Source organism: Pelosinus sp. IPA-1 (assembly GCF_030269905.1).
In the GTDB taxonomy this organism is placed as follows: domain Bacteria; phylum Bacillota; class Negativicutes; order DSM-13327; family DSM-13327; genus Pelosinus.
Genome location: NZ_BSVC01000003.1, coordinates 437,981 through 460,111 on the forward strand (window position 1 = coordinate 437,981; position 22,131 = coordinate 460,111).

Consider the following 22,131-nt stretch of genomic DNA (forward strand, 5'->3'; position numbering starts at 1 on the left):
TTCGTTGTTGTCAATAGTTGGATGCTTTAGTATGGTAAAGGAAAATTAGTGGAAGTGGTCAGGATATAATGATTTTGCAATTTTTTCTATAGCATCAATAGTACGTACTCCACCGTTGTTAACAGTGAAGAAAGGTAAGTTGATGATACTTCCTGTTCGAATGGCTCTCATACTCTGTAGTTCTTTGATTTTTTGCAGACTTTCTATAGCTTCTTTATCTGTCATATCCTTAGTGCTATCTTCTCTGCTGGTTGAGACCACTAAAATAAAATCAGGATCAAAGCCCAAAACCTTTTCTGCGCCGACAAAGGAAGCCGGATCTTGACAGAGGTTTATACCACCAGCAAGAGTAATCATATGGTTAATCAGATAGTGATTGTCATACAAAGAGAATGTACCATTCAGGTGATCTTGTAATATGAGGACTGTTTTCTTCTGCTTGACATCTTTGACGGCGTTCTCCACATTGGTTACACGTATTTTTGCTTGCCTTATATATTCATCTGTTTTCGTTTGTATATTAAAGATGTTGCCAAGATCGGAAATAGTGGCATAAACTGTATTCTCTAGCGTAGGCTTGGTTTTAGTTAACGTACTTTGCAAGATAAAGGTGGCAACGTCTCGGTTTTGCCAAGTTTTTACCTCACCTAAGCCGTGAGAAGTAAATTGATGAACCCAACCAATAAGCATGTCAGGCTGCATTTCGACTAGTTCTTCTTGGGATGGGTCGTATTGGGCCTTGAGAATATTAAGTTTAGCATACTTTGCAGCCAAACGATCTAAGGTTGCCCCATAGGGGGCAACAGTTGATAGTATATGATCCTCTAAACCGAGTTCTAGCATAAGCTCCGTTGCACCGGGATGGGTAATTATGACTCTTTTGGGTGATTTTTTATAGGTATAAGAAATTTCCTTTTCATTTGTATCATAATTGGTAATGGTAAGGGGATAGTAAGAGTCATTTGATTGAGTAGCTGTTGCTTGTGATGCAGGGGGTGTTGTGTTTAGTGGACTGCAAGCAGCAAGGGGCAACACTAGGAGCAACAGTAGAAAGACAGGCAATAGGTACCCTTTAATTTTATCCATTATGAATCTCCTTACATCGATGAGGCGTACTGGTCGGGATAATAGGTGATTGCTAAATAGCCAGTATCAGGGTTTTCCTTAATGTCACACTCAATTTCATATACTTCACGAACTAGCTGTGGTGTAAGGATTTTGTTAGGGACTCCACTAGTTATTAGTTGTCCATCTTTCATTACGTACAACTTACTACAGTACATTGCAGCAAGACTAAGGTCATGTAAAGCAGCTAAGATGCCAATGCCTAATGACTTTACAATAGAAAGAATCTGTAATTGATACTTAATATCGAGGTGATTTGTTGGCTCATCCAATACTAGTAGTTTTGGTTGCTGCGCTAAGGCGCGGGCAAGTATGATACGTTGCTTTTCTCCACCAGACAAGGTGGAAAAACTGCGATTGACTTGGTTTTCCATACCTACTTTTTGAATGGCTTCTAGAGCAATTTCATAATCCTCCGGTCTGTCCGCGCCAAGTAAGCTTTTGTGGGGAGTGCGTCCCATCATAACCATTTCAAAAACGGTAAAGTCAAAACTGATGCTATTAAATTGGCCTACGACGCCCATCTTTTTAGCTGATTCGGATAATTTTACATTTTTTAGATTCTGTCCGTCAAAAAGAATAGTTCCATTAGTCGGTTCTATGATTCGGTAAATGGTGCGGAGCAAGGTTGACTTGCCGCTGCCGTTAGGCCCAATAATCCCGACAAACTCCCCTCTTTCTACAGACATAGAGACATCTTGAATAATCTGTTTATCACCAAGTTCTATATTGATATTGTTCAGTGCTAGATCCATCATGTACCTCCTACTTACTTCCAAAGTCAAAAGAATGTTTAAAAAGAATATACATAAAAAAAGGCGCGCCAATTAGGGACGTGATAATACCGATGGGTAATTCGCCACTTTTTAAGAGGATTCGGGCCAATACATCAGCCCAAGTGAGAAAAATGGCCCCAACCAGGATGGTACCGGGCATTAAATGTCTGTGGTCTGGTCCTACCAAGCCCCTTACTATATGGGGAATGACTAATCCAACAAAACCGAAGATACCACAAGTAGAAACGATGAGTCCAGTGGTTAAGGCTGTAAGCAGTAAGTAAATTCGGCGGATTTTTACTAAATTAACTCCTAAGGTAATCGCAGCTTCCTCGCCAAGGAGTAAGGTATTGAGCATGCGGGATTGAAAAAGGAAAAATAAACAGCAAAGACCAACTCCAATGGCTGGCAGAGCTAGATTATCCCATTTGGCAGCAGCAAGTGAGCCCATCGTCCAAAAAGTGACGGTACGCATACCTTCTGCATTACTCGACATGTAAATAATAAAGTTGGAGAGTGCTATAAATAAGGCACTGGCAATAGCGCCAGATAAAACCATTTTGACCGTGGACATTTGACTGCCGATACCCGATAATAGCAAAACAAAGAAGGAAGCACCCAATGCGCCTAAAAAAGCCCAAAATGCCGTACCAAAACCAAAGAATATTTCTGAGGTGCCGCCAATTAAAATGGAAAAAGTAGCACCTAAGGCAGCACCAGCAGAAATGCCTAAGATAGAAGGCTCGGCCAAAGGGTTTTGTACAGTAGCTTGCATTACCGTGCCGCACATGGCCAAACCAGCACCAAGGATAACAGACATTAAAACCCGGGGCAAGCGGATCTGCCATATGATATCCATATGAGAAGGCGATACTTGACTGATAAAATCGCCTACATTATAGTTAAACATTTTATATAGTAGGATGCGATAAGATTCTTCTGGGGCGATTTGTACCGTTCCTAACGAAACTGCCAGTAAGATGGAAAGTAAGGTGGCGACGATTAGAGCTATTATCAATAGCATGAAATTTCTTCTTTTCTTAACTATGGTTTCATATTGAAGGGGTTGTCGTAGTTGTAATTGCGTCATGTAAATGTGAATCTCCTACGTATTTTTTGTTTGTAAATCTAGCACCCCTTAAGATGACTATTGGGAAAAAAGTTCTCAATACTCATTTTAAGGGGTGCCCCTATATAAAAAAGGTACGATTTAGCCATCAATGTAAACGGAAAGAAATTGGTAACGTCGTATAACACGATATAGCCAGGCCGCTATCACGTTCTTTGGCGGGAGCAAAACGCCATTCTCTTAAAGCTGCTATAGCCGCATCATCTAGAATTTCATGTCCCGAGGAACGAGAGATGGAGATATTGCCTGCACGGCCAGTTTCTAAAATTTGTACCTTAAGAACAACGGTACCTTCTAGGCCTGCTTGCCTTGCCGATTGAGGATAAGATGGATCTGCCTTACTTAAAATGCTGGGCGGGATAATGCCTCCTGATTTTCCTCTACTACCTGAACTAGGACCACTACTGCTACTAGGAGTAGCGGCTTCAGAGGAACCAGTTGCTGCTTCACTACCGCTAGTATTGCCGAGGGAGGAGGCATCCGTTGTCACCATAGATAAAGCAGACGTAGATACGCTAGGAATTGGTGTGGAGGCCGGCTGTTCCGTTTTAGCAAGAGATGGATTAGAAGGCGACAGGGGTGTAGGTGTTGCTTGCATATTTGTTATAACAGAATCTCTAGCAGTTTCTTGAGATTCATTCATTAACTCCAATTCTACATATTGCTCTAGAGGTAATGGTGTAGCTAACAATTGAGCTGATAAATAACCGGCACCTGCAAAAAAGAAAATATGGCAGAAAAAAGAGACTATGACGGCTTTTCGCCAGCGTAGATGATATGCCATTTTCTACCGTCCTTTCTGTTCTGTAGCCACAGATACTTTATGGGCACCTGCTTGCTTTAATTCATCTAATACAGTAATCACCTTGCCGTATTCTACTTGTTTATCGGCTCGTAATATGAAGACATTGTCTGGTTGCTTCATTAATTCTATACCAACCCGCTTTGCAAGCAGAGATAGAGGAATTTCTTCTTGATCAAATAAAATTTGCCCATTTTGCATAACTGTGACGTTGACAGTTCTAGGGATCTCTTGCTTTACGGTTGAAGCCTGGGGCAAATTCACAGGAATGGTGTGTTGTTCTACCATGGATAAGGTACTAATCATAAAGAAAACTAGTAGAAAGAAAATAATATCAATCATAGGGATGATCATCAATTCTGGTTGATTTTCTACCCGTAAACTACGCAATTTCATGATTTTCTCTCCGCGCTGTTTTTTTAGCTAATAAGTAATTAATGGTTGTTGCACACACCTGCTCCATGTCAGTAACAAATTTATCTAAACGATGACAAAAGTAAGTATGGGAAAGTAATGCCATAACTGCGACTGTTAAACCTGTAGCTGTTGCAATCAATGCTTCGCCTACACCGCCAGTAATTGCCATTGGTTGACCTGCTTGCACATTAAACACACTAAAGGAATTGATCATACCAATAACCGTTCCTAACAGTCCAAATAGAGGAGAGAGGGTAACGATGGCACTAAGAAAGTTCAGTGATTCTCGCAATCTTGCCGAGGATAATTGTGCCGCACTTTCTAACGCATTTTCTACATTGCTGCCTCGTTGATACGCTTTTAATCCCTCTAGTGCTACGTGACTGACTACCTTTGGCATCTTTTCGCATAATTGTATTGCTTCCGTAGTGCGTTGCCGTTCCAATAAAGGTTGCAGTTTGGTAAGAAAGGCCTGGGTATCCGTAGAGACACCTTTATAATATAAAAAACGCTCTATAGCAATGGTGATTACGGCAAATGAGCATAATACAAGGAGGTACATAACGGGGCCGCCCTTGTGAAATAGGCTTAGACATTGTGATAAAAATTCCATGATTGAACTCTCCTTTAGTTTTTATTGAATCGGATAAAATGTTGATGTACTGCCAACTTGCAATAAGCTAGCAGTACATCTTTTATTAGGGAAGGTGGTTATTCAGTGCCACCCATTTAGATCTGCTTAGATTACATGCGGTGTTCTACACCCAGATAGAAGTTTCGTCCTGGCATTGGGTAGGTTCCAGGATCACCGAAGCCATTGGAAGAGCTTAACTCATAAGCCTTATTCGTTAAGTTGTAGCCTTTGAGATAAACACGGGTTTCAGGAGTGATTTTATAGTTGGCTATCAGGTCAAGAGTTACATAGGATTTAGATGTATACTCTTTCAGACTGCGGCCCGTTGCACTCCGTAGTGTAAGACTGGCATCCCACTTATCTTGATCGTACTGTACATTCAAACGATAACCATTTGGTTGACTATTACGGTCATAGTTCACAAAGTCAGTTGATGTACTGTCCTTAATTTCAGTCTTAGAGTAAGTGTAACCAACTCCTACGTTCCATTGAGGTGATAGTTGGCGCGTCAGGTTTAAGTCTAAGCCCTGTCTTTTTTCATTACTAACATTATAGTAATAGCCAGGATCAGGTAGTGGCCAAAAACCCTTCCACTCTAGAGCATTTTTGAGGCGGCTGCTGTAAATGCTGGCCTGTAGTTTTGTCCCATCCCCTAGTTTGGTATTGATGCCTAGAGTCGTTGTAGTTCCTTCTTCCGGTTTAAGATTTGGATTGCCAATCCAGTACTCTGTATTGCTAAAAAGTTCCGCAATTGTAGGATTTTTTACATATTGTCCCCACGATGCATAGACATTAGTAGTAGGGCTTAATTCTCGATTTACCGTAATACGTGAGCTAAAATTATCGCCAACGATACTATGATCGTCATAACGCGTCCCGGCAGTCACCGACCAGTTATTCGCTAACAACCAACGATTTTCTAGGAAGAGTGCCTTATTTGTATAGCCTTTATTAATGGATGCTTTGTCATCGATATGTTCTTCACGCCAATCTACACCGCCAGTTAAAGTATGACCTTTGCTAAGTTGCCAGTTTTCTTGCCAATTAAAGCCATTAGCATAAAGATTAGCGACCGAGTTTAAGGACTTAAAATATTCTTGTTCCGATGTGTTGCGATATACACGGAAGAAATTTTCAGCTCCCTTTTGCTGGCCATAATGGTAAGTTAGTGCAACGTTATTATCTACTATCTTGCGGTAACCGCCTGGGTATTGGAAAAGAGGGTTTCCATTTGGATTACCAAAGCCGGATTCATCATCTCCATGCTCAACATCTAGAGAAAGAGAATTTCCATTGCTCAGTTCTTTATCTAACTTCATCGTCATATATTCTTGATCAACCTGACTATCTCGGCTAGTCTCCGTTTTACCGGTTTTAGCATTCTTATATTCAAAATTATTTCGTTTTTTCTTTTCTGCTGTAATCAGATAACCAATTCCATTTTCTTTGCCTTCGGTAGTTAGGCTATAGTGGCGTAGGCCCCAACTGCCAAATTCGGATGAAATTGAAGTACTGGCGGTTTTTGCTTTGCGGGTAATGATATTAATAATGCCTCCGACGGCATCACTACCATATAAAGAAGAAGCAGGGCCACGGACGATTTCAATACGCTCAATATTCTTTACAGGTAAGACATCAAGATTTACGCCAGCGTGGCTGTTTCCACTGATAACAAGATGATCCCAATTCATTCTGCGACCATCTACTAGGATTAATACGCGATCATCTCCATTGAGCACGGGGACGGTATTGTTGCCATTTGTTCGCAGGTCAACATTGCTTTTGCTTAGTATATCAGGTACGCTAGTAAAGCCGCCTTTTTCAATTTCTTCCTGGGTGATGACAGTGACATTGGCTGCAACTTCTGACATTTTTACGGGCATGCGGTTGGCAGTTACTACATATTCATCAAAATTAAAATTTTCCTCGGCTGAGGCTATTCCTGACATGCTGCATAATAAAGTGCCACCAATCAGTGAGCATAATAATTTTCGTTGTTTTTTGTTCATAATAGTCTCCTCTCATTTTCCGGTAAATAAAATCTAAATTTATAGGGGATATGAATTGGCCTAGATAATTGAGAAAAAAATTTAACTTATGTAGGAAGTAGGGCGGTAGTACTTGCACAACCATTAATTGACTGACAACAGTCAGTCAATTGGCATTCTTATCTTGTTATTCCTAACAGCATAGCTCCTTTCGCATTTCAATCACACTAGTTACCTGGAATCATCTAGTAGCTAGATCAATGAAAAGATTTTTAGACAAAAACAAAAAATATAATTTCAGAAGCAATCATCAAGTTTGATTCCAACGTACTTGATGATAATGACTGACAACAGTCAGAATTGGAACCTTATAACATTAATTGATGATGATAATCATAATCAATTAGATTATAGACTTTTTAAAATTGTAAGTCAATACATTTAATTTATATTAATTATTATTCTATTTTTTCCTTGGTGAGAGGTAATTGCTTATAATTTAAGGATCATGGTTACTATTTATTCATCTATTTAGGGATGTGGATGTTTTAAAATTGTTTGGAATAAGAGACAATTGTATAATGAAACGGAGTATTGTATACTATACAGCGATAATGATTATCTCTATTATATAAACTATTAATAGACTAATAGACCCTATGATATTCAACGATACGAAAGTGGGATTTTTACTATATGAATAAATTAAGCAGTCGAAATGCACCTATGATGATTTTAATTGTGAACATGTTTATTGTTCAACTTGGTGTTGGCCTGATTATTCCTGTGTTACCAAAATTCATGCAAGATTTTGGGGTGGGTGGTGCTACCCTTGGTTATTTAGTATCCGCTATGGGGCTCAGCCAATTATGTTTTTCGCCAATTGCAGGTGAATGGTGTGATCGATATGGGCGAAAAATTATTCTTGTTCTTGGTATTGGTATGTTTAGTGTGTCACAATATATTTTCGGTTTTGCAAATGACCTCTGGATGCTCTATATTTCTCGATTAATAGGAGGCATAGGAATTGCCTTTACAACTCCAGCTATCACGGCTTATGTGGCCGATATTACTACGGAGGAGAATCGTGGTAAAGGTCTTGGGTGGATGGGGGCCGCCATGTCCTTCGGCATTGTTATCGGACCTGGAATTGGCGGATTTCTAGCAGATTATGATATACATCTTCCTTTTTACGTAGCAGCTGCTGCATCTGCCTTCTCTATGGGGGCAGCGATTTTTGTACTGCCAGAAACCTTATCCAGAGAAAAACAAATAGATGCTAGAAGATCGCAGAAAAAACGGGAGAATATTTTCACGCAAATTGCGTTGTCCTTTAAAGCTCCCTATTTGTATCTTTTGGTACTCATTTTTATTTTGACCTTTGGATTAGTGAATGTTGAGGTAGTCTTTGGCTTATATGTAGATGCTAAATATGGATTTACGCCTAAAGATATAGCAATTTTGCTTACGGTAGGTGCGCTGATGGGCGTTTTGATGCAAGGTATATTAATTGATTGGTTGTTGCGTCAATTTGGCGAAAGACAGGTCATTAATGTAAGTCTGCTCTTATCTGCTTTATTTCTAGTACTGATGTTATTGACAGGAAATTTTTACTACATATTGCTTGTTACAACTCTTTTTATTTCTGTTACCTCTATCTTGCGTCCAGCAATTAATACGTTATTATCAAAAATGGCGGGGCAAGAACAAGGATTTGTTGCTGGTATGAGTAATGCCTATACGAGTTTAGGCATTATTATCGGACCAGCAACGGCAGGTATTTTATTTGATATACATATCGATCTTCCTTATATGTTCGGGGCAGTGTTGATACTAATTAGCTTGGCTATACCTATTATCGCCATCAGGGAAAAGGGCGTTACTTTAACGGAATAAAGGAACTTTGGTTCAAAAGATGGGTACACCTACTGAATAGAATAAACTCCAGAAAAGTTTGCAGTACTTTTCTGGAGTTTATTTACGGAATCAGAAAGTATAAGTTTTTTGGGGTAAAACCATTGAACCACAAAGACGCAATGCTGCGGCGCAGCACACAAAAGAGTACGTTAAACACAAGAGACATTTTTATTCTACCCCTCTGTGTTCTCCTTGTCCGCGTAAGCGGCTTTGTGTCTTTGTGTTTCAAAACGTCTATCTTTTAAAAGGACGCGTAGCGTTTTTCTTATGATGAAAATCATAATGATTTCTCTATAATCTAATTTTAAAATATTTCCAACCCAACAGGACAATGATCACTGCCCATGATTTCACAATGAATTGTAGCGGCCTTCATAGAATCCCTTAACCGATCAGAAAGAAGGAAATAATCAATACGCCAACCAATATTACGGTCCCTTGCTTTCATCATGTAGGACCACCAAGTATAAGCATCCTTCTCATCTGGATGTAAGTATCTAAAGCTGTCTGTAAATCCAGCTTGTAAAAGAGTTGTCATTTTGCCTCTTTCTTCATCGGTAAAGCCCGCATTGCGTCGATTGGATTTTGGGTTTTTGATATCGATTTCTTCGTGAGCAACATTAAGGTCACCGCAGATAATCACTGGTTTCTTCTTGTCTAGCTCTTTAAGATAGGTTCGAAAGTCATCTTCCCATCTCATACGATAATCTAGACGCAGAAGCTCACGTTTTGAATTTGGTGTATAAACATTTACGAGAAAAAAATCTTCAAATTCTACTGTGATGATACGGCCTTCTTGGTCATGTTCTTCTAGATTCATGCCATAGGTTACTGACAGAGGTTTAATACGTGTGAACACAGCTGTACCAGAGTAACCTTTTTTAATGGCACTATTCCAGTACTTTTCAAAGCCAGGGAGATCCAATTGGGCTTGATCGGGCTGCATCTTTGTTTCCTGTAAACAAAAAATATCAGCGTTTATATTATTAAAGAAATCTTCAAAGCCCTTACCAAGGCATGCTCTAAGTCCATTTACATTCCATGATACTAATTTCATATACAATCCTCATTTCTATATGCTGTGATACAACTAAGATGATGCCTCTCAGTTAATTGACATTAGTAGATACTATTTACTATAAATAAGAAAATACCTCTTTTTTGCTAAAAATTGCGACAGAAAAACCCAAACCATAGATGGTTTGGGTTTTTCATATGCCTCATAGTCGTACGCTATTTTCCTTGCCGTATTATCAGATTAAATAAGATGGGTCATATGAACTAAGTTTAACACAAATAAGCTAGCTGCGATAAAAACGAAAGCAAATGCTCCAAGTTTCAGAACCATAATATCAATCCTTCCTTTACAGTTTTATTTGTTTGTCGATTCATTAATGTAAAATATAGATATAAAAAGATAACGGGGAAGATGCGTTAGACAATTCACATATATATAAGGCAATTCCTAGTTTAGCTGTTTCCACAAAATTTATCAAATCCTTGCAAGAACACTCTGATAACATTAAGGCGCATTTAGTTCAAATAGATAAGATTTGCTGTTATTTTCTTTAAAATTGAAAAAATTCATAAAATTTCAGTATATCATAATAAATTCTAACAATAAAGTATTTTTGATAGAAAATTCATTAAATTCAGAATAAATTAACATGTAATTTTAATTCCAAATGATTATAGTAATAGAAAAAAGGGCATGGGTCACTGGAATCGCAATCTTCTTTGTGATATAGTTTAAAAAATAGGCAGCTCATTATTAAAATTTGCATAAAATTGGTTGGGAGACGTTATTATTGAATTGGCGTAGAAATCTGTGGGTTTTATCAATAGCAGTTATGTTATCGGGGTCAAGTTATACAATGGTGATTCCGTTTTTGCCTCTATATCTTTTGGATATTGGGGTAAGTCAAAATGAAGTGAATATGTGGTCTGGGGTTATATTTTCTGTTTCTTTTTTAGTTGCTGGATTAATGGCACCTTATTGGGGGCGATGTGCAGATAAGACAGGCAAAAGGCGTATGATCATGCGGGCAGGTTTTAGTCTGGCAGTGGTATATTTCTTAGGCGCATTCGTTAGAAATCCAATCGATTTATTAATTGTTAGAATTCTGCAAGGTTTTGCTAATGGTTTTGTTCCCGCATCTATGGCGATTGTTGCTTCATCAACGCCAAAGGATAAAATGGGCTTTAGTTTAGGTTTTATGCAAACTGCATTGTTAATTGGCGGGATTTTGGGCCCGCTGGCAGGTGGCGGGTTATCCCATCTTTTTGGTATGCGTTTATCCTTTGTTATAGCAGCAGGGATTATCTTTTTGGGTACAATTGGTGTAGGGATGTTGGTAAAAGAACCAGAAAATAATAATCCGCCAAGTGAGGGGAGTATTACTGACGATCTAAAACGGGCGTTTCATAATCGTAAATTAGTAGAAATGTTACTACTATTGTTTAGTGTACAGATGGTTAGTATGATGCTTCAGCCTTTGATATCTCTCTATGTAGCAGAGCTTCAAGGGAATATGGAAGGAGTCGCACTAACGGCAGGTATTGTTTATAGTTTAGCAGGGATTGCCGGTGCTATAGCCGCCCCAACATGGGGAAAGGTTGGTCAGCGAAAGGGATTTTTGAATATATTGGTGTTTGCTTTTGTTGGTGCTGGTGTATTTAATATGGGGCAATTTTTTGCTGGCAGTATTTATAGTTTTAGTATTTTACAATTTGTTTTTGGCCTATTTATAGTTGGTGTGTATCCTGCCATCAATACCATTGCCGTTAATTCTACCGATAAGGCCTTTCAAGGACGTATTTTTGGACTTACCACAACGGCAAATCAAATGGGTTCTATGGTTGGACCTATATTGGGTGGATTTATTAGCTCTTGGTTTGGAATTAAGCCTGTTTTTCTTTTTACGGGTAGCGTATTGATTTTACTTGGTTTACTTGTCCTATTCAAACTCTCAAGAAAAAAGATGGCTTAGTATTGCAGTAAAAAAACTGCAACGTTAGTTTAGAAACGTTGCAGAATTTTTATTATCTATGGAGAGGGTTATTTTGATAATAGGCATGACTTGGAGGAATTATGAATTTAATTATACTTAATGCAAATAGCAAAACCCCTTTATATTTACAACTTTATACACATTTTAAGGCGGCAATTGAAAGCAATCGTCTAAAGGAAGGGGAAAAAATGCCGTCCATACGAGGGCTAGCAAAAGATCTCTCGATTAGCAAAATAACGGTTGAAAAAGCATACCAACAGCTTATGAGTGAAGGTTATATTGAGAATTATGATCGTTCTAGATATACTGTGAAGAAATTTGAAGGAATTGTTTTGAAAACACCGACTCCCTCCATCCTAAGTCAGGATAATCAGCTAGATATAGAGCACAATAAGATTTGTTATGATTTTGCAAGTGGCGATATGGATAAAGAGGGGTTTAATTTTGCTTTATGGAAAGGATATATTAATAAAGCCTTTTTACAGAAGGAGCGTCTTTTTGGCTATGGGGATATAAAAGGCGAAGACGAATTGCGCAGAGAAATAGCAAAATATATCCAAAAATCACGGGGCGTACAGGCTCACAAAGAACAAATTATCATCGGCGCAGGTGTACAAAGTCTCTTGAGTGTGCTTTGTAGCATTTTGCAACTAGAACATTCAAGTATCGCTTTTGAAGAACCAGGATTTAAAAATGGCAGACGGATTTTTGCGGATCATTCCTTTCAAATTTCCCCAATACCCATGCAAAAAGATGGTATTGATATGGAACAGCTAGTTAGTAGCGGTGAAAAACTTGTTTATGTAAGTCCATCTCACCAATTTCCTACTGGCTATATTATGCCCATAGCGAAAAGAAGCCAGTTGTTAAATTGGGCGGAAGAAAAAAAGGGTATAATTATTGAAGATGACTATGATAGTGAGTTTCGCTATTTTGGTCGTCCAATACCTGCCTTAAAGGGGCTTGATCAAAGAGGCAAGGTTGTGTATTTAGGGTCGTTGTCAAAGATAGTTCCACCTTCTATACGCATTAGTTATATGGTATTACCTGAAGAGTTTTTAGGAATTTATCAAAAAAAAGCATCTTTATACAACCAGACCGCTTCTACAATTGAACAGCTGGCCCTTGCTCACTATATGGCAGATGGTCATTTGGAAAGGCAAATACGGCGCCTTCGTAAACTATATCATGAAAAAAGAAGATTGTTTTTGGCTGAAATTAAAGCAATTTTAGGTGATAAGGTAGAGGTAAATGAGAACGAGTCTGGTCTTCACATCCTACTTAGTTTGAAATCTGAATTGCCGGCGGAAAAATTAGCAGAACAAGCACTTGAAAAAGGCTGTCGTGTAGCTCCTGTCCAGGATTATTATTTGGAACGCTCACCAGAAAAATTACCGCAAGTAGTATTATACTTTTCTAAAATCCCGGCAGAAGAGATGAAAAATGGAATAAATTTATTAAGAGATGCATGGTTTTCAGCGCAGTAAGTATTGACGGTCTTGATAAGTGTTGACAGTTTTCTAGAGCATAAATATACTTATAGTTATAATATTCCAAAAACAGGGGGTAACCATGAAGAACACAGTCTTTCTGAATGTAGCAAAATTGGATTTTGATAACAAACTTGATTTTTCTTCATTAGCGAAACTCACTACGGTTACAAAATACGATGCAAGTAGTAATGAAGAAATTCTAGAACGAGTGAAGGATCAAAATATTGTAATTACGAAGGAGTTGCCCGTAGGAAGGGATTTGATTTCAAAGTTTCCTTCTTCAGTAAAAGTCATCTGTGAAGCAGGCACTGGCTATAATAATATTGATATTGCAGCCGCCAAGGAAAAAGGGATCATTGTCTTAAACGTTCCTAGTTACAGTACAGAAGCTGTTGCTCAGTTGGTAATTACCTTTATATTGAACTTAAGTTCTTCCTTGATTCAGCAGCAGATTATGCTCCAAAAGAAAAATTTTGATAATTTTACAAAACATTTGCAGTATCCACATTTCGAGCTACAGGGAAAAAACCTTGGAATTGTTGGTGCAGGCGCCATTGGTAGGGAAGTAATGAATATTGCGTTAGCTTTAGGAATGAATATTCTTGTTTACAATCGCACTCCGAAGCCTTGGGGCAATCCAAAGATACAAAATGTTTCTCTTGAGGAACTTTTAAAACAAAGTGATTTCGTTAGCCTTCATTGTCCTCTTACTCCTGACACCAAACATCTTATTAATAAAGATCGATTACAGCTAATGAAGCCTACGTCCTATATTATCAATACATCCCGGGGGGCAATCATCAAAGAAACGGATTTAATTGAAGCGTTAGAACAAAGGAAAATTGCCGGAGCGGCTCTTGATGTACAAGATCCAGAACCACCAGAATTAGATAATCCCTTATTTTCTATGGATAACGTGATTCTAACACCTCATATAGGGTGGAGACGTTTAGAATCTAGACAGAGATTGCTGGAACTCATGGCGGATAATGTGGCAGCATTTCTCCAGGAAAAACCAATTAACGTTGTAAATTAACTAATTATCACCACAGTAATCTTTAGAAGGGTAATACTAACTAAGGATTACTGTTTATTTTACGGAATCAGAAAGTATAACACTTCCTTGATTCAAAGTAAGAACGACTAAGGCTTCTGCCTGCGTCTGAGGACTTGGCCTAAGCCAAGTCTTTTCTTATGAGATTGAATGTTTTTTGGAGGTTGTATGAAAATAATTGTAGCAGTTGATCAAAATTGGGCTATTGGGTACGAGGGAAAATTACTGGAGATCATCCCAGCAGATATGAAGTACTTTAAAGAAAAAACAATTGGAAAAGTAGTCGTAATGGGAAGAGCTACTTTTGAATCTCTACCTGGTGGTAGACCCCTTCAGGATCGAATTAATATCGTATTAACAAAAAATCGCGTTACTAATTGCGAGGGAATGATAGTATGTAATTCTCTAACCGCACTGTTTAAGGAAACCAAGAAGTATAGCTCTGAGGAGATTTTTGTAATAGGAGGAGAATCTATATATGAGCAACTTATAGCATATTGTTCAGAGGCATATGTTACTAGAATTGACAAAAGCTATGTGGCAAATAAATATTTCCCCAATTTAGATGCTCTTCCAGATTGGAAGTTAGTTGAGGAAAGTAGTTTACAAAATTATAAGGATATAAACTATCGATTTACGGTTTATGAAAATAAGGTACAGAAGGATTGGCCTACTTATGCCGTAACATAAAAAAGTACACCCTATGGGTTAAATTTCCTCTTTGGTAATAACAGAAAATAGCAAAATACTATGTTACAATAAATAGGGAATTAACTTTAATGAGGTGCTAAATGAATAAAAAAATTGTTACACTTGTAGTTGTGCTAACGCTGTTCACGACAAACGTTTTCGCGGCTTCTGCTCTTGAAAAAGAAATTAAGAAAGACTTCCAAGGGTTCAGTGGGAGAGTTGGAGTTTTTGCCAAGAATTTGAATACTGGAAATACGATTGAGTTTAGTCAAGATGACATTTTTCCTACGGCTTCGACTAGCAAATTAGTTGTTGCTTTAGCAACGTATAAATATCTTTATCCTAAAGCAGATGCAGATAAGGCCAGTACATACGACCGAGATATTGAATTAATGATGACGATTAGTGATAATGGGTCTTTCTATGAGTTATTAGATGAGATTAAAACAAATAAAGCAGATGCTTTAAGTAAAGTAACAAAAGATCTTCGTCTTCGTCAGACACAAATACATAGCGAAGCTGCCTTTACTAAGTATCAATATCATAGTGTGACGACCCCATATGAAATGGCAAAGGTCTTTGAAAACATCTATAGAAACAAATATTTACCAAGGGATAAGAGTGAAGTATTAAAGGGTGAACTAGCAAACACTATCTTCCATGAGGAGATTCCTCGTTATATGCTGACGAAAGTCTTCCACAAGGTAGGAGAATTAGACGATGTTCTTTGTGACGTTGGCGTAATAGAAGATGGACATGATCCCATATTAATTAGTTTCTATACTGTTACAGCAGATCATGAGTATTCTAGTAATTTCATTGCGGCCGAATCAGCAAAGCTCTATAATGCATTACGAAGGAAATAAGTTTACATCGGACCCTTGCAGAGGTATCACGCGGAAATTTATATTTTTAGATAAGGGAGTTAATATAATATGACACCATTTAATTTGTCAAAAGAATTAAGGAAGCAAGCCCTTGATGAAATTAAGAAATATTTCTTGGAAAAGCGAGAAGAAGAGATTGGACAGCTAGCCGCTGAGCTATTACTCGATGTAATGATTGAAAAAGTAGGTGCTGCTATTTATAATCAAGGTATTAGAGATGCGCATACTTTTATGAGCGAAAAGATTGAAGATTTATATGGGCTTGAGAAATGAAAAAGCTGGACATTGTTGCTAATAACAATGTCCAGCTTTTTTTTCTATCGGGATTATATTAGGTCGAAGTTGAGTGAAAATTGTAATTATATCGCTAATTATAGATAAAAACAGAAAAATATGGGAGGTATTTATGGGAATGTGTTGAAGGATATACACATTGTTATTTGTACTTAAAGGAGGATAGTAAATGCCAAAAGCGATAAGCAATTCAAACCTTGAAGTCATAACGTTACAAGAACGGATTAAAAAATTATCAATTGAAAAGGAACATCTCCATTTAATCAATAATCTTATGCGTCAACTAAGTGCTGTACAAGGACTTGATAATACGGTTGAAACAATGTTAAGGATTATTCTTGAAAATGTAGGTGGTTTTAATCCTAGCATCTACTACTTTATGGATAAGAATATCTACTATGTAGGCATTTCGGGCATGAAACTAAAGCTTAATAAGATAGAAGATGCTTGTATACTGCAGGTGATTGAAACTCGTCGCTTTACCGAATTTAAATCGTATCAGACTAACAAATTAGACGCAAAGCATCATACTTGGGTATTTCCCCTTTTGCTAGGACAAGAAGTAATTGGCGTTTTCAAAATGGATGGTATGCCAGCGGAAGTCAATGAAATACAATCTTACCTAGCAACTTTTTTCCATTATGCGTCCCTCCTTTTGAAGAATGAAATGCAAGGGTATGGCAAACTGAAAAATGCATATGAGGAATTAAGCAGAATCAATGAAGCCTTAATCCGCGAAGTTAAAGAACGTAAGGCAACAGAAGAAGCGTTGCAACAAAAAACAAAAGAGATTCGGCGTCTGGCATATGCGGATGGATTAACTGGTTTACCAAACCGGACACATCTCAACGAACGTCTTAACAAGGAGATGGAGAGTGTCAGGCAAAACCTATCAACGGGTGCTGTCTTATTTATTGATTTAGATGATCTTAAGATGGTAAATGACACTTTTGGACATACATCCGGTGATGGGTTAATTATTGCAGCTGGCGCCTATATCTTATCTGAAGTTGGTCAAATTGGTTTTGTGGCGCGCCTTGGTGGTGATGAGTTTATGGTTATTTTACCAGGGGAAAGTGATCGTAAAAGGGTTGCTAAAATCGCTGATGGGATTGTTAATGTTCTACGACAGGAGTACGATGTTCAAGGAGTACGTTATCGTATGAGCGCTAGTATTGGCATTGTCATTTATCCCGAAGATGGAGAAACAGCAGAAGAAGTTTTTAAGAATGCAGATAATGCCCTTTATTCAGCCAAAGGAGCTGGCAAGGGATGTTGGCGGTTCTACCAAGATTCCATGCAGAAGGCAGCCTATGAAAAAATAGTACTTACAAATAGTCTTAGAGGTGCCATAGAACGAGGAGAACTGTTTGTTCATTATCAGCCTCAAATGGAGTTAAGTAAAAAAAATCTTGTAGGATTTGAAGCACTGCTGCGCTGGGACAGCCCTATCTATGGAAAAGTATCACCAGATCGTTTCATTCCCTTGGCTGAGCAGGGCGGATTAATACAAGAAATTGGCCAGTGGGTGCTTAGAGAAGCTTGTCACTTTGCGAAACGACTAGCTAATCGAGGGCGAGATAATATTCGTGTTGCTGTTAATATATCCTCGAAGCAATTAGCTGTAGATAATTTCGTCACTATTGTACAAGAGGCTGTCCAGGAAGCTGGCATTCATCCTTGTCAATTAGAACTGGAAATAACCGAAAGTGTCTTATTGGTTTCCATAGAAGAGGCAACGCAAAAGCTAGAAGAATTACGTGAGATAGGGATATGTTTATCGTTAGACGATTTTGGAACAGGATATTCTTCTTTGACCTACCTAAGAAATTTACCTGTGGAAACGCTGAAAATAGATAAATCTTTTATTGATATGATATCGACAGATACGGTTCAATCAGAAATTATTGGAGCTATTATCAATATGGCCCACAGTTTGAAAATGACAGTTGTTGCTGAAGGGGTTGAAACAGAAGAACAACTTCTGTATTTAGCAAATAATTGTTGTGATTGTATCCAAGGGTATATCTACAGCCGGCCAGTACCAGAAGCAGAGGCAATAGCGCTCTTAGATCAATAAGTGTCTATTTTCATCTTATTTTAGGGAGGGATCTATATGGAAAAGCACATTGATATTTCAGAAGAGAATGTTGTGGTGACCTTAGACGGACGGATGCATGATGAGGATGCAGAACTTTTGGGGAAGGAACTTTTCAGATACATAGATCAAGGCTACAGTACTTTTATAATCGATATGGCTGGTTTACAATACATTGATAGTACAGGGATGGGGATTTTAATCGCCATTAACAAACAGACGCAGCAAACTGGCGGGAGCATTACATTAGCAGGCCTACGGGGTACGGTTAATGAATTATTTGAGGTAACTCGGTTGAAAAAAGTCTTCAAAATACAAGAATAAGTTGGTATAAAAGAAAAACTGTATGTAAACGAGGAGGGATTGTATGCCTTTCTTTACTTCTTTCAAAAGAAATGTTACGACCATGAAAAAAACGTATTTAGGATTTTTCATGGTCATATTATTAATGGTTATGGTTAGTCTTTATGCTTATCGTAATACCCTCAAGGAATCAGATGCTTTGGAATGGAACATTCATAGTTATAAGGTATTAGATGAGTCGGGTTTGCTACTTCTAAGCCTTCTTAATATGGAGAACGGAATGAGGGGGTTTGCTGTTACTGGTTTTGAGCCATTTTTAGACTCCTTTATACAAGACAATGCTGAGTTTAAAGCACATCTTGACATTGCAAAATCCCTAACCCGCGATAATCCTGTACAGCAAATGCGATTAGAACAGCTGCAAGAAGTCGCCGAGCAGTGGCAAACCTATGAAACCAATCTTATTACTTTACGACGTGAAGTTGAAACGGGTAAAATTCCGATGAGTGAAGTGATCCATTTCATGCAGACTATGCAAGGAAAGGTTCATATGAGTAAGATGCGAAGGCTGCTATCAGAATTTAATGCTGAAGAGCAGATGTTACTTGAACAAAGAGCTGAGGTACTTCGTGAAAATGAACGTTTGACAAGACGGACGATCTTAATGGGGAGTATTACAGCTGCGGTACTTGCAGGCTTATTTGCTTTACTAATTACTGGAGAATTAAAGGACAAGAGAGAAAGTCAAGAACGGATTCGTAAGCAGTCTCAAATGCTGGATCTAAGTCATAATAATATAATTATCTTTACCTTGGAAGGCTATATAAAGTATTGGAATCATGGGGCGGAAGTGCGTTACGGTTTATCAAAAGAGGAAGCTATAGGCCAAATAATAAATGATTTATTACAAACCGTTTACCCGAAACCTTTCGAAGATATTATGGAAGAATTACTGATAAAGGGATATTGGGAAGGGGAAGTAATTGATACAGGAAAAGATGGTAAGACAAAAATTGTTAAGTGTCATTGGACATTAGAACGTGATTCTTTGGGTCATCCTGTATCGATTTTTGAAGTCAGTTACGATATAACAGAACAAAGGGCAGCCGAAGAAGGTTTGCGGCAAAGTGAAGTTCGTTTTAAAGAGTGTATTGATAATGTTCATGATCGCTACACCTTTTTTGAGGCAGTAAGGGATGAGTCTGGTACAATTGTGGATTTTATTTGCCAATTTGTAAACCGATCGGAATGCCAGGCCTATGGTACGGAAAGAGAAGAGTTGATTGGTAAATCAATGCTTGTCATATGGCCCGGCGTAATCGGTAAGGTCTTCGATGAATATTGTCAGGTTTGCGAGACGGGTAAGTCTTTGATAGACGAGCAGTTCTTTTATCAGGATGATCAACATCAACATCTTAGTGGTATCTATGCGAGACAGGTGATTAAACTAGGAGATGGAGTAGCAATTAGTGCCCGTGATATCACGGAAAAGAAAAGGTATGAAGAAGAGCTGAGGTCCTTAAATGCTGAATTAGAAAGTAAAGTTCTTGAGAGAACTTCCAACTTACAAGATCTCAATGCTGTGCTAGAAGAGGAGATTGCTGAAAGACAAGCAGCTGAAGAATCACTCACTGAAAATCGCGATATACTTGCTATCAGTGAAGCAAGGTATCGAGGGTTATTTGAACATATGCATAATGCATTCACCTACCGTAAAGTAGTTGTTGATGACACGGGCAGGCCTATTGATCTTATCTTTACGGAAGTCAATTATGTCTTTGAAAAAATGATTGGTAAAAAGGCTGTTGAGATCGTTGGTAAACGATGGACGGAAGTTGTTCCTGGGATTGAGAACGATTCAATTAACTGGATAGAAGTTCTTGGTAATGTGGCGTTGACCGGTCAATCCACTACAATTGAAGGGTACTCCGATATTTCTGAAAAGTATTATCAAATATTTGCCTATAGTCCTGCGCCAGATTGTGTAGCAGCCATTACTGTTGATAATACGGATAGAAAGCGGGCAGCAGAGGAGCTAAAGGAAAGTCGAGAAAGGTATGAAGCACTGCTAAAACAATCTTCTGAAGCCATTGCTGTTGTAGATTACGATACGAAATCTGTCATTGAGATCAATGAGGCTTATTCAAGAATGTTTGGTTACTCTTTGGAAGAAATACAGGAGTTAGGTGTATCTGATTTTGTTATAGCGAATCTTGATGAAATCAGCACCATGAATCTTGATCTATTAGAGAACGGGTCCTGGCCAGCAAAAATTCGCCATTATAAACGTAAAGATGGGGAAGTTATCTACGTAGAACGGATAGGGTCATTAATCCGCCACCGTGGTAAACAACTCATTTTATTGTCTTATCGTGATATTACAGAACAGCAAAAATTGCAGTCGGTGATTCAAGATCAGGTAGAGTTGGCTGGTGTTGTTCAAAAATCATTGCTACCAACTGACTATCAAGATGATAAACTAACGATTAAAACAATATTTCAGCCTTTAACTCTTGTAAGTGGTGATTTTTACGGCTATCGTTGGTCAAAAGATGGCACTCAATTACACGGATATGTAATTGATGTAACTGGCCATGGTATGGCTACTGCTTTACATACTTCTGCTATCAGCAGCTTGCTCAATCAGCTAATGGAAAATGAGGAGGTATGGACAGAGGATATAATGGTAGGTCTCAACAAAAATTTACTTTCCTATTTCCAAGATTTCACCTTCGTTGCTCTGATAGCCTTTACTTTAGACTTTGCCAAGAAAGAACTGCGATGCATATCAGGAGGAATTAATTACATATTGTCTTCTACACGAAAGCAGATGGGTGTAATAACAATTCCAGGTATCTATCTAGGGGTGACACAAGATGCTGAGTTTGAGACCATCGCTATGCCTATCCAGTATGGCGATACCTTCTATTTTATGACAGATGGCATTTTTGAAAGGTTGCCTAAGGAGATAGTGGATAATGCATTCCGATTTAATGATACTGTTCAATCATTAGAGGGAATTGCTAAAGATGGCAAAAATCATGATGATTGTTCGGCTCTTTGTATCCAAATTAAAGGCGAGGAACTTTTTCCAATATTTTTTGAGATATCTAATCCTAGTGAACGCCATCTTGCCCAATGCCGTATTAATCAAATACTAGACCAACTTGTTGGCGAAAAGAACCCTAAAATAGAAGTGGCCCTTGGTGAAGCAATTATGAATGGGGCTCAGCATGGAGGGAATATTTCTGTAAAGATTAATAAAATTGGAAAAAATATTATTATGCGGGTGCGAGATGATGGAAATGGTTTCCCCGGCAATACAGTGGCCAAGCAATTTGCACAAATTGGTAATGAAATTTTTGATAGACTGTTAACAGCCGAAAGTGGTCGAGGTATTCCTCTCATGTTAGCGTGGACAGATAAATTACTTTATAACCGGCAAGGCAATGAAGTTATGTTAATAAAGTCTTTGGAATAAGCAACGACCTCCTACTTGTAGAAGAATGGCTA

The 22,131-nt window shown here is 38.2% G+C and carries 18 protein-coding genes; 10 read left to right on the top strand and 8 right to left on the bottom strand.

All coding sequences use genetic code 11. From position 1 onward, the window contains the following. Positions 1-45: 45 nt before the first annotated feature. From QSJ81_RS08770 to QSJ81_RS08800, 7 genes are all read right to left on the bottom strand, one after another. The gene (locus QSJ81_RS08770) at positions 46-1,086 is read right to left on the bottom strand and encodes an ABC transporter substrate-binding protein (RefSeq protein ID WP_285717036.1); all 1,041 of its coding nucleotides are present in this window, start codon (positions 1,084-1,086) and stop codon (positions 46-48) included. Between the two features lie 11 nt (positions 1,087-1,097). Continuing rightward, positions 1,098-1,883 carry an ABC transporter ATP-binding protein gene (locus tag QSJ81_RS08775; RefSeq protein WP_502929643.1) on the bottom strand — a complete coding sequence of 262 codons (786 nt, stop codon included), beginning with the start codon at positions 1,881-1,883 and terminating at the stop codon, positions 1,098-1,100. Positions 1,884-1,890: 7 nt separating this feature from the next. Continuing rightward, complete coding sequence (locus QSJ81_RS08780; RefSeq protein ID WP_285717037.1) at positions 1,891-2,991, bottom strand: FecCD family ABC transporter permease; 1,101 nt, start codon at positions 2,989-2,991, stop codon at positions 1,891-1,893. A gap of 127 nt (positions 2,992-3,118) precedes the next feature. Further along, the gene (locus QSJ81_RS08785) at positions 3,119-3,814 is read right to left on the bottom strand and encodes an energy transducer TonB (protein ID WP_285717038.1); all 696 of its coding nucleotides are present in this window, start codon (positions 3,812-3,814) and stop codon (positions 3,119-3,121) included. Positions 3,815-3,817: 3 nt separating this feature from the next. Further along, positions 3,818-4,228: an ExbD/TolR family protein gene (locus QSJ81_RS08790; protein ID WP_285717039.1), complete on the bottom strand. Its 411-nt coding sequence runs from the start codon at positions 4,226-4,228 to the stop codon at positions 3,818-3,820. Further along, a complete protein-coding gene (locus QSJ81_RS08795) occupies positions 4,215-4,862 on the bottom strand; it encodes a MotA/TolQ/ExbB proton channel family protein (RefSeq protein WP_285717040.1) in 648 nt (215 codons plus the stop codon). Before QSJ81_RS08795 ends, QSJ81_RS08790 begins: the two co-directional genes overlap by 14 nt. A gap of 131 nt (positions 4,863-4,993) precedes the next feature. Further along, complete coding sequence (locus tag QSJ81_RS08800; RefSeq protein WP_285717041.1) at positions 4,994-6,892, bottom strand: TonB-dependent receptor plug domain-containing protein; 1,899 nt, start codon at positions 6,890-6,892, stop codon at positions 4,994-4,996. A gap of 675 nt (positions 6,893-7,567) precedes the next feature. Here QSJ81_RS08800 and QSJ81_RS08805 point away from each other — a divergent pair. Then, the gene (locus tag QSJ81_RS08805; protein ID WP_285717042.1) at positions 7,568-8,767 is read left to right on the top strand and encodes an MFS transporter; all 1,200 of its coding nucleotides are present in this window, start codon (positions 7,568-7,570) and stop codon (positions 8,765-8,767) included. Positions 8,768-9,092: 325 nt separating this feature from the next. Here the strand turns inward: QSJ81_RS08805 and QSJ81_RS08810 are convergent, their stop codons facing one another. Further along, complete coding sequence (locus tag QSJ81_RS08810) at positions 9,093-9,845, bottom strand: exodeoxyribonuclease III (protein ID WP_285717043.1); 753 nt, start codon at positions 9,843-9,845, stop codon at positions 9,093-9,095. Between the two features lie 751 nt (positions 9,846-10,596). On the opposite strand from QSJ81_RS08810, the gene QSJ81_RS08815 reads away from it, so the two are divergent. The 9 genes from QSJ81_RS08815 (at position 10,597) to QSJ81_RS08855 (ending at position 22,099) form a co-directional block, all read left to right on the top strand. Continuing rightward, positions 10,597-11,778, top strand: coding sequence for an MFS transporter (locus tag QSJ81_RS08815; RefSeq protein ID WP_285717044.1), 1,182 nt, complete (start codon positions 10,597-10,599; stop codon positions 11,776-11,778). Positions 11,779-11,879: 101 nt separating this feature from the next. After that, complete coding sequence (gene pdxR / locus QSJ81_RS08820) at positions 11,880-13,286, top strand: MocR-like pyridoxine biosynthesis transcription factor PdxR (protein WP_285717045.1); 1,407 nt, start codon at positions 11,880-11,882, stop codon at positions 13,284-13,286. 85 nt (positions 13,287-13,371) lie between these two features. Continuing rightward, the gene (locus QSJ81_RS08825) at positions 13,372-14,328 is read left to right on the top strand and encodes a 2-hydroxyacid dehydrogenase (RefSeq protein ID WP_285717046.1); all 957 of its coding nucleotides are present in this window, start codon (positions 13,372-13,374) and stop codon (positions 14,326-14,328) included. A 186-nt stretch (positions 14,329-14,514) separates the two neighbouring features. Then, on the top strand, positions 14,515-15,036 hold the full coding sequence (locus QSJ81_RS08830; RefSeq protein ID WP_285717047.1) for a dihydrofolate reductase: 522 nt from the start codon (positions 14,515-14,517) through the stop codon (positions 15,034-15,036). A gap of 101 nt (positions 15,037-15,137) precedes the next feature. Continuing rightward, positions 15,138-15,902 carry a serine hydrolase gene (locus tag QSJ81_RS08835; RefSeq protein WP_285717048.1) on the top strand — a complete coding sequence of 255 codons (765 nt, stop codon included), beginning with the start codon at positions 15,138-15,140 and terminating at the stop codon, positions 15,900-15,902. Between the two features lie 69 nt (positions 15,903-15,971). Next, on the top strand, positions 15,972-16,196 hold the full coding sequence (locus QSJ81_RS08840; RefSeq protein ID WP_285717049.1) for a DUF2164 domain-containing protein: 225 nt from the start codon (positions 15,972-15,974) through the stop codon (positions 16,194-16,196). A 190-nt stretch (positions 16,197-16,386) separates the two neighbouring features. Continuing rightward, positions 16,387-18,297, top strand: coding sequence for a putative bifunctional diguanylate cyclase/phosphodiesterase (locus QSJ81_RS08845; protein ID WP_285717050.1), 1,911 nt, complete (start codon positions 16,387-16,389; stop codon positions 18,295-18,297). Between the two features lie 36 nt (positions 18,298-18,333). Continuing rightward, positions 18,334-18,639 carry an STAS domain-containing protein gene (locus QSJ81_RS08850; RefSeq protein WP_285717051.1) on the top strand — a complete coding sequence of 102 codons (306 nt, stop codon included), beginning with the start codon at positions 18,334-18,336 and terminating at the stop codon, positions 18,637-18,639. A 43-nt stretch (positions 18,640-18,682) separates the two neighbouring features. Further along, positions 18,683-22,099, top strand: coding sequence for a PAS domain S-box protein (locus QSJ81_RS08855; protein WP_285717052.1), 3,417 nt, complete (start codon positions 18,683-18,685; stop codon positions 22,097-22,099). Positions 22,100-22,131 lie beyond the last annotated feature (32 nt).

Bases quoted from the DNA above. Each gene is read 5' to 3' on its own strand.
- QSJ81_RS08770 (WP_285717036.1), bottom strand. From the start codon at position 1,086: ATGGATAAAATTAAAGGGTACCTATTGCCTGTCTTTCTACTGTTGCTC.
- QSJ81_RS08775 (WP_502929643.1), bottom strand. From the start codon at position 1,883: ATGATGGATCTAGCACTGAACAATATCAATATAGAACTTGGTGATAAA.
- QSJ81_RS08780 (WP_285717037.1), bottom strand. From the start codon at position 2,991: ATGACGCAATTACAACTACGACAACCCCTTCAATATGAAACCATAGTT.
- QSJ81_RS08785 (WP_285717038.1), bottom strand. From the start codon at position 3,814: ATGGCATATCATCTACGCTGGCGAAAAGCCGTCATAGTCTCTTTTTTC.
- QSJ81_RS08790 (WP_285717039.1), bottom strand. From the start codon at position 4,228: ATGAAATTGCGTAGTTTACGGGTAGAAAATCAACCAGAATTGATGATC.
- QSJ81_RS08795 (WP_285717040.1), bottom strand. From the start codon at position 4,862: ATGGAATTTTTATCACAATGTCTAAGCCTATTTCACAAGGGCGGCCCC.
- QSJ81_RS08800 (WP_285717041.1), bottom strand. From the start codon at position 6,892: ATGAACAAAAAACAACGAAAATTATTATGCTCACTGATTGGTGGCACT.
- QSJ81_RS08805 (WP_285717042.1), top strand. From the start codon at position 7,568: ATGAATAAATTAAGCAGTCGAAATGCACCTATGATGATTTTAATTGTG.
- QSJ81_RS08810 (WP_285717043.1), bottom strand. From the start codon at position 9,845: ATGAAATTAGTATCATGGAATGTAAATGGACTTAGAGCATGCCTTGGT.
- pdxR (WP_285717045.1), top strand. From the start codon at position 11,880: ATGAATTTAATTATACTTAATGCAAATAGCAAAACCCCTTTATATTTA.
- QSJ81_RS08825 (WP_285717046.1), top strand. From the start codon at position 13,372: ATGAAGAACACAGTCTTTCTGAATGTAGCAAAATTGGATTTTGATAAC.
- QSJ81_RS08830 (WP_285717047.1), top strand. From the start codon at position 14,515: ATGAAAATAATTGTAGCAGTTGATCAAAATTGGGCTATTGGGTACGAG.
- QSJ81_RS08835 (WP_285717048.1), top strand. From the start codon at position 15,138: ATGAATAAAAAAATTGTTACACTTGTAGTTGTGCTAACGCTGTTCACG.
- QSJ81_RS08840 (WP_285717049.1), top strand. From the start codon at position 15,972: ATGACACCATTTAATTTGTCAAAAGAATTAAGGAAGCAAGCCCTTGAT.
- QSJ81_RS08845 (WP_285717050.1), top strand. From the start codon at position 16,387: ATGCCAAAAGCGATAAGCAATTCAAACCTTGAAGTCATAACGTTACAA.
- QSJ81_RS08850 (WP_285717051.1), top strand. From the start codon at position 18,334: ATGGAAAAGCACATTGATATTTCAGAAGAGAATGTTGTGGTGACCTTA.
- QSJ81_RS08855 (WP_285717052.1), top strand. From the start codon at position 18,683: ATGCCTTTCTTTACTTCTTTCAAAAGAAATGTTACGACCATGAAAAAA.